Source organism: Amaricoccus macauensis, assembly GCF_049800915.1.
Classification (GTDB): Bacteria; Pseudomonadota; Alphaproteobacteria; order Rhodobacterales; family Rhodobacteraceae; genus Amaricoccus; species Amaricoccus macauensis_A.
Genome location: NZ_JBNAFY010000008.1, coordinates 41,132 through 53,171, shown reverse-complemented (window position 1 = coordinate 53,171; position 12,040 = coordinate 41,132). Strand labels below are relative to the sequence as shown.

General features: G+C 63.2%; 11 protein-coding genes. 6 read left to right on the top strand and 5 right to left on the bottom strand.

The genetic code is table 11. The annotated features are described in order from the left end of the window. Positions 1-49: 49 nt before the first annotated feature. On the bottom strand, positions 50-1,624 hold the full coding sequence (locus ACP15W_RS18050) for an ABC transporter substrate-binding protein (RefSeq protein ID WP_424934332.1): 1,575 nt from the start codon (positions 1,622-1,624) through the stop codon (positions 50-52). A gap of 53 nt (positions 1,625-1,677) precedes the next feature. Next, positions 1,678-2,472, bottom strand: coding sequence for an inositol monophosphatase family protein (locus ACP15W_RS18045; RefSeq protein ID WP_424934331.1), 795 nt, complete (start codon positions 2,470-2,472; stop codon positions 1,678-1,680). A gap of 286 nt (positions 2,473-2,758) precedes the next feature. On the opposite strand from ACP15W_RS18045, the gene ACP15W_RS18040 reads away from it, so the two are divergent. After that, complete coding sequence (locus ACP15W_RS18040; RefSeq protein ID WP_424934330.1) at positions 2,759-3,541, top strand: DeoR/GlpR family DNA-binding transcription regulator; 783 nt, start codon at positions 2,759-2,761, stop codon at positions 3,539-3,541. A gap of 282 nt (positions 3,542-3,823) precedes the next feature. On the opposite strand, the gene ACP15W_RS18035 is transcribed toward ACP15W_RS18040, so the two are convergent. Beyond that, entirely contained in the window at positions 3,824-4,465 is a 642-nt protein-coding gene (locus tag ACP15W_RS18035) for a hypothetical protein (protein WP_424934329.1), read from the bottom strand. 484 nt (positions 4,466-4,949) lie between these two features. Here ACP15W_RS18035 and ACP15W_RS18030 point away from each other — a divergent pair, with 484 nt between their 5' ends. The 4 genes from ACP15W_RS18030 (at position 4,950) to ACP15W_RS18015 (ending at position 9,534) form a co-directional block, all read left to right on the top strand. Next, complete coding sequence (locus ACP15W_RS18030) at positions 4,950-6,368, top strand: AAA family ATPase (RefSeq protein ID WP_424934328.1); 1,419 nt, start codon at positions 4,950-4,952, stop codon at positions 6,366-6,368. Beyond that, positions 6,346-7,434: a ParB/RepB/Spo0J family partition protein gene (locus tag ACP15W_RS18025; protein WP_424934327.1), complete on the top strand. Its 1,089-nt coding sequence runs from the start codon at positions 6,346-6,348 to the stop codon at positions 7,432-7,434. The genes ACP15W_RS18030 and ACP15W_RS18025 overlap by 23 nt, the downstream gene beginning before the upstream one ends. A gap of 215 nt (positions 7,435-7,649) precedes the next feature. Then, the gene (locus tag ACP15W_RS18020; RefSeq protein ID WP_424934326.1) at positions 7,650-7,943 is read left to right on the top strand and encodes a helix-turn-helix domain-containing protein; all 294 of its coding nucleotides are present in this window, start codon (positions 7,650-7,652) and stop codon (positions 7,941-7,943) included. A gap of 277 nt (positions 7,944-8,220) precedes the next feature. Then, positions 8,221-9,534, top strand: coding sequence for a HipA domain-containing protein (locus tag ACP15W_RS18015; RefSeq protein ID WP_424934325.1), 1,314 nt, complete (start codon positions 8,221-8,223; stop codon positions 9,532-9,534). Positions 9,535-9,624: 90 nt separating this feature from the next. Here ACP15W_RS18015 and ACP15W_RS18010 read toward each other — a convergent pair whose 3' ends face one another. Next, on the bottom strand, positions 9,625-10,470 hold the full coding sequence (locus tag ACP15W_RS18010) for an NAD(P)H-binding protein (RefSeq protein WP_424934324.1): 846 nt from the start codon (positions 10,468-10,470) through the stop codon (positions 9,625-9,627). Positions 10,471-10,519: 49 nt separating this feature from the next. Further along, entirely contained in the window at positions 10,520-11,011 is a 492-nt protein-coding gene (locus ACP15W_RS18005) for a nuclear transport factor 2 family protein (protein ID WP_424934323.1), read from the bottom strand. Positions 11,012-11,134: 123 nt separating this feature from the next. Here ACP15W_RS18005 and ACP15W_RS18000 point away from each other — a divergent pair, with 123 nt between their 5' ends. Then, complete coding sequence (locus ACP15W_RS18000; RefSeq protein ID WP_424934322.1) at positions 11,135-12,037, top strand: LysR family transcriptional regulator; 903 nt, start codon at positions 11,135-11,137, stop codon at positions 12,035-12,037. Positions 12,038-12,040: the final 3 nt, after the last annotated feature.

Here is a 12,040-nt window from a genome sequence, read left to right as displayed (position 1 = left end):
GCACTGAGGAGGGGTGCTGGGGGCTTCGACGGCGACTTCTACGGGGGGGTCAGCTCACCGTCGTCTCGGAGGCGTCGGACATGCCATCGGGGTAGATGAAAAGCCCTTCCACATCCGCGCGCATCCCGTGGATCAGCACCGAGGTGAAGAGGCTGAGCGCCGGGGTCTTGTCCGCCAGCAGCGGCATCAGGTTGGTCTGGAGGCTTTCGCGGCGGGCATCGAGCGAGGGGGCATCGCGCTCCGCATCAAGAGCTGCATCGATTTCCGGGTCCTCGATGCCGCAGATCCGCTTCGACGTGGAGTGGAAATGGGTGCGCAGGACCAGATCGGGCTCCGGTGAGCCGGTAGACCATCCGCAATCGACCATGTGGCCGGGGCCACCACCCGGACGGTCATAGAGACGCTCGTTCCAGGCCGCGACTTCCATAACATTGAGGGTGACCGGGAAGCCCTGCTCCTGCATGAGCGCGGTGATGACCTCGCCGTATTCCTTGGTCTTGGGGTAGAAGCCGGTCGAGGTGATGTATTCGAGCTCGGGTAGCCCCTCGCCGCCGGGATAGCCCGCTTCGGCCAGAAGCCGCTGGCATTCCTCGGGATCGTATTCCGGATAATTCTCCAGATCGATGTAGCCGAACTTGATCGGCGAGATGTAGTTGGATGAAGCCTCCCCGGCTGAACCCAGGATTTCCATGATCAGCTCGCGGTCGATGGCATGGCAAGCCGCCTTGCGCACGCGCCAGTCATCGAAGGGCGGCTTCGAGCAACGGAACCAGAGATACTTGTTCTCCACGGAGACGAGCCGGGAAATCTTGATGTCGTCTTCCTGCTCCAGGGTCTCGACCTGTTCGGGCTCGAGACGTTCAATCACGTCGGCTTGGCCGTTCATGAGCGAAAGCATGCGGGTTGTCGCATCGCCGACAAAGGAGAAGGTCACGCCCGAAACGGTGGGCGCACCGCGGAAATAGCCATCGAAGGCTTCCATAACCGTGTCATTGCCACGCTGCTCGACGAAGCGGAACGGCCCGGTGCCGTTGAGCCGCTGGGAGAGCACGCCGTTGGGGCCGTCGGCGATATCCGTCGCCGAGAGCATCGGCAGGTAGGAGGCGAGGAAGATGAAGAGTGAGGCGCCGTAGCCGCCCTTCGAGGTATCAACAATGACCGTGTAGTCATCAGGCGTGGTAACCTCGAACGTATCAGTGGGCCCAGGATAGACTTGCTTCGGTCGGTCGAGTTGGGCGCCGTATTCAAAAGTCGCTTTCACATCTTCGGCGGTGAAGGGCTTGCCGTCGTGGAAGGTCACGCCTTCGCGGAGCTTGATCTCGAGCCGGTGCGCGTCGAGTTCGTTGATCTCGGTGGCAAGCTCGTAAACCACCTCGTCGGGGTTTTCGGGTCGCATCGGGGCGCGGGTAAGGAAGCCCATCACGAAACCCTCGATGTTCGTCTGAGAGAGCGTGGTGTGTGCGGTCGGGTCCCAGTTCCCGGTGATGTTCTCGGCGGAAAGGAAAACCAGCGGCCGCGACTCCTGCGCTCGGGCCGAACTGAAGAAGAAGTCGGGGTTTATGATCGGTGCCCCGAGGGCGGCACCCGCCATCGCGCTGTTGCGGAGGAATCGGCGTCTGTCCATTCTGTTTCTCTCCATGTCCATGTTCGGTTCAAGGCTTGCATCGCGGCGAGGCATCAGGCGGCCTGCCCGGCGCGGATATCGTTCATTCGGTCAAGCATTGCTTTGTGCAGTTCGGGCGTGGCTGCGGCGATCACGTCGCCCTTGGAGCCGACGCGCAGATCCTTGCCTTCCCAGTCGGTGATCACGCCGCCCGCGCCGCGGATCACCTGCACGAGCGGCAGGAAGTCGTAGGGCTCAAGGCCCTTCTCGATCACCAGGTCGCAATGACCCGAGGCCAGCAGCGCATAGTTGTAGCAGTCACCCCCGAAACGCAGCAGGCGCACGGAGCGGCACAACAGTTCGAACACCCTCCTGTCGAGACCGGTGAAATGCGTGGGATCGGTCGTGTAGGCATAGGCCCGTGCGGGATCGGTACAGCCGCTCGTGGTGCAGGCGGCGCCGTTGAAGGTCGTTGCTTCGCCGGCGATCCCCGACCAGCGTTCGCCAAGCGCCGGCATGTCGATCTGTCCAAGCCGTGGCACCCCCTCTTCGAGCAAAGCCATGAGCCCGCCGAAAAGCGGATGGCCGGTCACGAAACTCTTGGTGCCATCGATCGGATCGACCACCCACACCCGGTCCCGGTCAAGGTGCACCGGCGCCTCTTCCTCTCCGAGAATCCCGTGATCGGGGAAGCGGAGAGCGATCTGCTCGCGCATGAAGGCTTCGATCGCCCGGTCCGCGATTGTCACCGGGCTGTCGTCTCCCTTGTGTTCGACGCTGAGCTTGCCCCTGAAGTGTTTCAGGGCAATGCGGCCCGCGCCATCGGCCGTTTCACCTGCGAAACGCAGCGCATCGCCCAATTCTGTCATTCGAGCCCACCTCAGGTCTTCAACTTCGCAACTGCAAACGAGCCTGTGTGGAAAATCCACGGGCATCCACAAAAAACGCACACATCACGAGCTAATTGCCCTGAAAGCCCACAAAATACGCACCATACAAGCTCGCGGTTTGCTTTTTTGTGCAGTTATGCGCATCTCTGGTGGCAATCGGGTCGAATCATGTGGACTTTCTGTGGTAAATCCACAAATCAGGCTTTCATATGTGGCAAATTCAGATTGATTATTGATCCAAACCCAGCCCGCGAGGTGAAGTACAATGTGGTCCCACGAACGACAGTCGAAAATTCTGGAGCTCCTGGGCACCGAGAAGAAAGTCTTCACCAACCAGCTCGCGCAGCTCTTTGATGTCTCGCGCGAGACGGTCCGACGCGATCTCCTGGACATGGAGCAGGACGGCACGCTGGTCCGGGTCCATGGCGGGGCCATGTCGGTGGAGCGCGAGATTAAGCCCGAACTTGCCTTCTCCGAACGCTTGGCGGCGCACGCCGATCAGAAATCCGCAATCGGCGCGATGGCCTGCACGATCATCCCGCGCGGCTCCACGATCTTCGTCGATGCGGGCACGACAACGCGGGCCTTTGCCGAACAACTGGCGCGCGAGGGGGATGTGCGGGTGATCACCAACTCGATCGAGATTGCCCGCATCCTCGGCTCCGCAGGAAACTGCGACACGCTCTTGCTGGGCGGGCGGCCGCACACGGATGTTCCGGCCACATATGGCGAGATGACGCTGTCGGAGATCGACCGGTTCCTGGCTGATTTCGCGGTGATCTCACCGGTTGGAATTCACCCGGACCGTGGCGCGACGGATTACGAACTGCACGAGGCCGAAGTGGCGCGCGCGATGATGCGACGTTCTCGCGAATGCATCATGCTGTGCCACTCGGAGAAGCTTGGCGCGGAAAGTCGGGTGTCGCTCTGCAGGCTCGACGAGATCGAGCACCTGGTAACCGACGGAGATGCGGAGCCATTGATCAACCTCACTCGAGGCCAGATCCACCAAACCACGCGCTCTCCGGCTCAGAAGCTCAGGGCGTGATCCGCTCTCGCGGCTTCCGTTTGCCCGGTCGTTCTCCTGGCCGGACAGGCTTCGGGCCTCGCACATGCTCTCGAAGCGGACGGGAGGTGCGCAATGCAGCACCACCGCGATTGCGCCAATGCAATTGCCCGCGAAGGTCGATACCCATGAGAGCGGAGAGACCCCGGTCTGGACCGATCGAAATGGAAGTATCCGGAAGATCGATGACTTGGACTTTACCGACGCAGTGGGGAAACCTTGAGCGAGACCACATACCGGCAAGCAGGCCTCCCCTGCACATGGTCATTTCGCCGCGAGAATATCACTCAATGTCGGAACCTCGAAACGAAATTGATCCAGAAATTCATTCTCGAGCGTGAGTTCCTTCAGGTAGGCCCTGAGAGTCTTGAGAAGTGCACACCCGGTCGTGACACCCTGATAATTGTGTAGCATAAGCATGGCATGCATCCGATCTGGCATTTCTGCCTCGAAGTCGAACCAATCGTAAGCGAAGACGATCGTGAAATCTCGACAAACCAGCGCACGAAAACTATAACTGTCTAAATCTTTATCTCGCCCGAACTCAAAAGATTCCCTTTTGAATTCCGACTTAACATGAAAGAATATAGATTTCGAATCATTAACTAATTGGCTGAGCAAGTCGAATAACCTGAAGTTATAATCATCTAATTTCTGACTGACATCACAGAAATATTTTGATTTCGGAGTGCTGAATTCATTTGATTCAGCCGCGTAACACTTTCTTACAAAGGATCTTCCCCCGTCACCACACGTAGTTTGCATCCATATATCGATGCCCACCAACGTTCCGTCGGGCACGGTGGCGACATCTCCGAGCCAACTGGCCAGTACTCCAATACTTCCCCCAGTAATCTGTGGGGGCGCAATGATAACCGGAAGCGGTTTGGAAATTGTCTTATGCATGTTTTGGTCTCCCATTAAGAGTTGAATGGGCGGTCAGCCGAAGGGCCTTCTTGCCGTCCCGAACAGCAAGTCGGTCCGCTGGATCCGACGCCAAAACCGAAAAGAGGCTCCAAGTTCAGGGGTGGTTAACGGAAGGTTAGCGCCCCGCAGGATCTGCGCCGCATCAGAGGCACAGGTTTATACCGGAATGGCAGCCTTTCCGGCGCGACCTGGTCCAATGATGGGATCTGTTCCTGCGATCAAGGCCCAAGGCGACCCTGATCCACCCGCGCATCGCACTTTCCTCAAGGGGTTTCGCAGCGAAACCACGCCCGCAAAACAGGTTTCGCTGCGAAACCTCTCCCAACATATGGGCAACGCCCCTGCCCCGACGCGAGATTTCCACAGCAATCAATTCACAGACCTCCCCCCATGTGCCATATTTCCCGTATCGATGCAGAAAACCTGTGCCATAAAACCGGCACGCAAAAAGGGACAATGAGGCATGAACCGCAAGGTGGACCCCCCTCCCCCGCCGTATTTCCATCTCGACCCGGAGCGCGCTGCCGCCAAGCTCAGCGCACCGGTGGACACCGCTCGCTTCGCCAAGGCCGCCGCTTTTGCTACCCGCGGCCGGCAGGATCTGGCGAAGAAAGGCTATGCGCCCGATGGCAAGAAGCGCCTGCGCCGCTTCTCCACCTGGGAGGTCTGCCGCTACCTCTTGCCCATCGCACCCACCCATTTCCGCCGGGTGCTGCGCCAGAACCCCGACCTGCCCCAGGGCGAAGGCTCGGGTGGCACTAAGTGGTTCACGCTCGAAGAGGTGGTTTCGCTGCGAAACCATCTGGCGAGCGAGGGCCTCGCCTCCAAGAACTACCTGCCGTTCCGCCCCGAGGGCCAGCCCGCCAAGATCGCCGCGGTGGCGAACTTCAAGGGCGGCGTCGGCAAGACCTCCACTGCCGCGCATCTGGCAATGGCCGCGGCTCTGGACGGCTACAAGGTGCTGGTGATCGATCTCGACAGCCAGGGGTCGATGACATCGATTCTCGGCGGCGAGGTGCCCGACGAGTGGAAGACCGTCTTCCCCGCCCTCGCCAAGGATTACGCCCGCCACCTCGACGAGGAGAACCGCATCCGCGAGGCCCAGGGTCAGCCCCCCCTGCCCTTCGACGAGACACTGGCCGAGGCCCGCACGCTCTCGGCCGACGACATCATCCAGAAGACCCACTGGCCGAACCTCGACCTGATCGGAGCGCAGCTCAACCTCTACTGGGCCGAGTTCCAGATCCCGGTCTGGCGGATGCAGGCGCGCGGCTGGCCGCTCTGGGATGGGCTCACCAACTTCCTCGAGAGCGAGGGCGTGCTCGACCGGTATGACGTGGTGATCCTCGACACCCCCCCTGCCCTTGGCTACCTCACCATCAACGCGCTCGCCGCTGCCGACATCCTGCTGGTGCCTCTGGGCGCCTCATTCCTCGAGTTCGATAGCACGGGCCGCTTCTTCGACATGCTCTATTCGACCTTTGCCTCCATCGAGACCGGCGAGAATGCGGCGCGGCGGGCGGCGGGCCTCGACGAGGTGAAGTTCGAATGGGACGTGGTGCGCACCATCATCACGCGCTTCGATCCGAACCAGCAGACCGACCTCGCCAATGTCATCCAGGCCTATTTCGGCGATCTGATGAACGCCTACCGCCAGGAGTTCACCGCACTGGTCGGCCAGGCCGGCGAACAGGTGAACGGCATCTACGAGGCCGATTACCGCGACTTCAATCGCGAGACCTATGCCCGCGGTCGCGAGGCCTTTGACCGGACCTATGCCGAGTTCAAGGAGATCCTCATCGGCTGCTGGTGGCGCGACCAGCAGATGGCCCAATCCGAAAAGACCGCAGGAGAGCCGAATGGCACGCAGAAAGCGGGTTGAGGGCCCGAGCGCCGAGGAGCTGCGCGAACTCGAGGCGGGTTTCGCAGCGAAACCTGCCAGCAATCCTTTCTCGGTTCCGCCCATTGCCCAAGTGGCCGGCGATGCCGCGGCCGCGGCCCAGCCGGTGCCGATCGCGGCCCGCGCGGAAGCTGCTCGCGACCATGCCGATGCCGAGCGATTGCGCGAGGCCGAGGCCGCTGGACGGCTGGCAGTGGCGATCCCGCTCTCGGAGATCGAGACCGACGAGATCACCCGCGACCGGCTGGCGCTCGACCGGGAGGAACTCGACGAGTTGAAGGCCTCGATTGCCGCGAACGGGCTGCGGCTGCCGGTGGAGGTGTTCGAACTGACCCCGCCGCGGGCGGGCCGCCGCTACGGGCTGATCTCAGGCTATCGCCGGGTCGCGGCGATGCACGAGCTGAAAGGAGCCGCTGCCGAGATTGCGGCTTTCGTCCGGCGTCCGGGCGATGCGGCAGAGGCCTTCGTCGCCATGGTCGAGGAGAACGAGGTCCGCTCGGAAATCAGCCAGTACGAGCGCGGGCGGATCGCGGCATTGACTGTGGAGCAGGGCACCTTCGCCGATATCGAGACCGCTGTGGCCCGGCTCTATGCCAGCGCCTCAAAGGCCAAGCGTTCGAAGATCCGATCCTTCGCGCTGATCCATGAGGAACTGGGCGACGCCTTGCGCTTTCCGCAGGATCTCAGCGAGCGGGGCGGGCTGCGGCTTGCCATGGCTCTTCGTCTGGGTTTCGCAGCGAAACTCCGCGAGACGCTCGAGACCGCACAGGCGACGGATGCGGAGACCGAGTGGCGGGCAATCCTGCCGGTGATCGAGGAGGCCGAGGCGCGGCCGAAACCCGAAGGGCAGGGTGGTCGCCCCCGGTCTGGCACCCCGATGCAGCCGAGTTATGGCGGGCGCAGCTTTCCGCTCACCGACGGCGTGGTGATGGAAAGCGGGCATGACGGGCAGGGCTTCGTCATCCGGTTTCGCGGCAAGAACGCCGATGCCTCGCTTGTCGAGGCGGCCATGGAGGGCATCGCCCGCGCGTTCGGGGGGAAAGGGTAGCGCATGCCAAGGGTATTCGGCACGGGATCAAGGTGCGCAGCACCTCCGTGCCGGCGCCTGCTGCAAAAGGGGGCAAGGTCGACAGGTTTCGCTGCGAAACCTCGGGGCAGGGGGCCACAACTTTGCTCGGCCTTTACCGTTTTAGGTAAAATTCCATTGCGATCTGTGGCTGGCCATCCCATTTTACCTTAAAAGGTAAAACCGGATCCCATCCCATGGCCGATGATGCAAGCGACCCCATCCTGATCGAGACCGGCAAACGCATCCGGGCCGCGCGCCTCGCGGCCAACCTCAGCCTCACCGATCTCGCGCGCCTCACCGGCATCAGCACAGGTGCCCTCTCGCTGATCGAAACCGGCAAACGAGACTCGCGGCTTACCACACTCGCCCGGATCGCCGAGGCCCTGCGGCTTGCACCGACCACGCTGCTTGCCGCTTCCGATGGAGAGGAAGAACCGCCTACACTGGAGCCTCCGAGCGGCGGCTATGACCTGGACGGCTACGAATGAGCGAGATCCATGTCGGCTCGGGTCTTGAGATACACTTATCGTTTGGCAGGGTCAGCGGCCGTCCGAGGGTGGCGCGCCCATTCGACTGTCCGGCGCGATTTACGGTGCAAACATGGCGTGCGACTGTTCGTGAAGATGCTGGCAGGGTGAGCGCCCGCCCCTGGGGCGGACGGGCGCTGGCCCGGCGGCGTTACACGCCTTGTTCCGGGCCGGGACCGACTGCCGCGAAGATCGCGAAAGACCTGCGAACCGACGGCCACGCATTGCGGGTATGGCCATGAGCGAAAGCGTCCCTGTCTATTTCGATAGCTTTCGCCTGGGCGAGATCGAGGTGGGTGAGGGCGGGGAACTTGATTTTACCTACAGCGAGACATGGCTGGCCACGCGCGGCGCCTTCCCGCTGTCTCTCAAGGTCCCCCTGCGTGCGGGGCCCCATTCCCCGGATATCGTCACGCCGTGGCTGGCGGGCCTCCTGCCCGAGGAGCAGCAACTCACCCTCGTCGCCCGGTCCCTCGGCCTCGCGCGGACCGATGTCCTGGCCATCCTGCGCGAGATCGGCGCGGACACGGCCGGTGCCCTTTCCTTCGGCGCTCCGAGCGATCGCGCGGCCTGGAGCTACACGCCCCTGACCGAGCTTTACAGCGAGGCCGATCCGAGTGCGGCCCTCGAGGCGCATCTGGAAGATCTCGGCCGCCGCCCGCTTCTCGTGGGGGAGGACGGCGTGCGGCAATCCCTCGCGGGCGGACAGAAAAAATCCGCCCTCGCGGTACTCGACCCCGATGGCCACCCCGTAATGCGCCTGCCGCGCGAAGGCGATGTGCTGGCGGTAGCGCGCGGGGGCGCCCCCTCTACCATCATCCTCAAGCCCGACAATCCGGCCCTTCCCGGCATGGTCGAGAACGAGGTCTTCTGCCTCCGGCTTGCCCGTGCCGCCGGGATCGCATCCGTGGAGGCAACCGCGCTCGCGGCCGGCTCCCGCTCGGCCATCTGCGTCCTGCGCTATGACCGGCGCATCACGGCAAGCAGCCGGCTGCACCGGGTCCATCAGGAAGATTTCGCCCAGACCAACGCTCTGCCGCCGGGCCTGAAATACGAGATGGGGACGGTTCCGGGCCTCACCCTCGCGGGCCTGCTGGAGACCGGGCGCGCCCTGCCGCCCGCAGATGCGCTTGCGCTGCTCGACCAGGTGATCTTCAACATTCTCGTGGCCAATTCCGATGCCCATGCGAAGAACTATTCGCTCCTCGTGCCCATCGGCGGAGGCCCCCGGCTGGCTCCACTTTACGATGTCTCGAGCGTGCTGCCCTGGGATCAGGTGAACCAGTATTTCGCTCAGAAGATCGCGGGGAGTAAACGCAAGCCCGGCGACACCGCCGCGCGCCACTGGGACGCCATATCGGCGAGCGCCGGGTTCCGCCCGGCGGATGTCCGGCGCCGGGTGCGCACGCTGATCGACCGGATCGTGGCAAACCGGGTGAAGACAGCCCGCGCTGTCACGGCACTTCCGGGTGTCGTGACCGGCCACGTCACGCAGGTTTCGGAGCTTGTGGAGCAGAACGCCCTGCGCATTGGCGGGCGCCTGCGGGAATAGCCCCGAGGGGGAGGAGGGTTTCGCTGCGAAACCCCAAGCGCGCGAACAGGAGGTTTCGCTGCGAAACCTGCGGGGCAGGGGGCTGCGTGCTCAGCCCTTCAGGATGGCGAAATAGTCTTCCCAACTCAGATGCGGCCGACCGGCTACGGCCTCGTAATCGCCGGGCCGGTCGTAGTCGCCACGCTGGATGCCTTCGTAGATCCCGGCAATGACACCACCGAGGAAGAGCCCGAGCTCGCGCGCGCGATCCTCGGCAAATTCCTCCGCCGTCAGCTCGCGGTAGCGCAGCGCGGTTCCGAAGGTGTCGTTCATATGGACCGCCAATTCCGCCTGCGTGATCGGTCTGCCGTTCAGGTCGACGGTCCGCCCGTCGTGATCGGCGCGCGTCAGCAGGCGGGCATAGGCATGGGCCAGTTCGGAGCGGGTGGTATAGCCGCATTTGCCCGCACCGGCGCAGTTGGCGATCTCACCCGCCGCACGGTAGCTCTCGATGTATTCGATATCGGGCTCGATATAGATCCCGTTCCGCCCGATGGACCAGTCGAGCCCGCTGGCGCGGATGTCGGCCTCGGTCTGACGATTGCTCTGCACCACGGGAGAGAAGCGCGTGCCTGCCTCGGGCCCCTGGATGCTGGTATAGACGATCTTCTTCACCCCCGCGGCGCGCGCGGCCTCGATCACGTTGCGATGCTGGCCGATCCGGTTCTCCGGCGCATCCATGCCGGAAACCAGCAGAACGGTATAGACACCGGCCAGGGAGGCCTTCAGATCATCGGGCCGGGTGTAATCCCCCGGACGGATCTCGATGCCCAGCCCTTCGGCCTTCTTCGGTGTCCGCGCGAGGCCGATGACCGGCCCGGCCTCGGGCATGGCGATGAGCTTGCGAACGATCTCGGCACCGAGATGCCCCGTGGCGGCGGTGACGGCGATGGTCATGTCGGGCTCCTGTCAGGGGTTGGAAGAGGGGAGGGTGGGAAGGACAGGCTCAGGCGTGATAGGCCCGGCTCACCGCGAAGCTGTCCTCGAACCAGTTCCAGAGAACGACCTGGCCGTCGCGCACCTTCGCGCGCAGGGCGAAGTTGAACTCGCCGGTCTCCCGACCGGAATGGGTGGTGATGCCGTTCATGCGGCCGAACACGGCCACCGTGTCACCCGAGGCGAAGGCATCCGTGTTCTCCCACAGGGTCGTCTGGAAGTTCTCCGAGAAGAGGCCGAGGAATTCGAAGACCTTCTCCTTACCTTCCCAGACGCCGATCCAGGGCAGGCTTTCGTCGCCGTCATTCATCCAGACCATGTCGTCGGCCATCAGCGCGGACATCTTTTCCATGTCGCCTTCGCCCATCGCACCCATGTAGGCCATCACGGTATCGAAGGAGGCCTGGCCCTGATCATCGGCGGCCTGTGCACGCGCCACGTTTGCGACAGCCAGTCCGGTGACGGCGGCAGCCGAGGCGGCAAGGATTTCTCTGCGGTTCATCTGGATCTCCGGTGTTCGGTGCCACGGCCGGCGGCCACAGGCTTCGTTGCGGGAGATATTGACCAAATCGAAACCTATCATAAGCTGCGATAGCTTAATAACACTGTTCGGAAAATTTGCATAATGCTCGACCACCTGCGGCAGATGGCGATCTTCGCCAAGGTGATCGACCACGGCTCGTTCCGGGGAGCGGCGCGCGAGTTGCGGCTCTCGCCGTCGGTCGTCAGCCATCACATTTCCGAACTGGAAGACCGGCTCGGTGTGGCGCTGCTCTACCGCACAACCCGCAAGCTCACTCTTACGCCAGAGGGCGCAAAGCTCCTGGCCGCAACCCAGCGGATGTTGGAGGCGGTCGAGGACGAGATCGCGGAGCTGTCGCTTTCGGCCCGCGAACCGAGCGGAGAGCTTCGGATCACCGCGCCGGCCGTGTTGTCGCTCTCGCCGCTGCTCGACTCCATCGCTGCGTTTTCGCAGGCCCATCCGCGCATTCGCCTGTCGCTCGATTTCTCGGATACCCGAAAGGATCTGATCGACGACGGGTTCGACCTCGCGATCCGCTTCGGACCGGGCGGCAAGACAACCGCCACCTCCCGCGTCCTCTTCACCTCGCGGCGCAGGCTGGTGGCGTCCGCGGGATACATGGCCGGACGCGAGCGGCCCGAAACTCCGCGGCAGCTTCAGGACTGGGACTGGATCGCGCTCACCCCGGTCCAGAACGCGCCCATGCCTTTTCGCAACCGGACCGGCGCGCAGGTCTCGCTGAAGCCGGAACCACGGCTTTCCACGAACGACGCCCAGGCCATGTATCGTCTCATGCGCACCGGGGCTGGGCTTGCCATCGTTCCCGAATTCCTGGTGGAGCATGACGTTGCCGTGGGCGACGTGGTTCATGTACTACCCGAATGGGAGCCCGATCCCATCGACGCCTATGCTGTCTGGCCAGCCAACGCACCGCGGCGCGGGCTGATCCGCCTGCTTCTCGGCGCGCTCGGCAGCGAGGCCCTCGCACCGGCCCTGCGCAGGTGATGC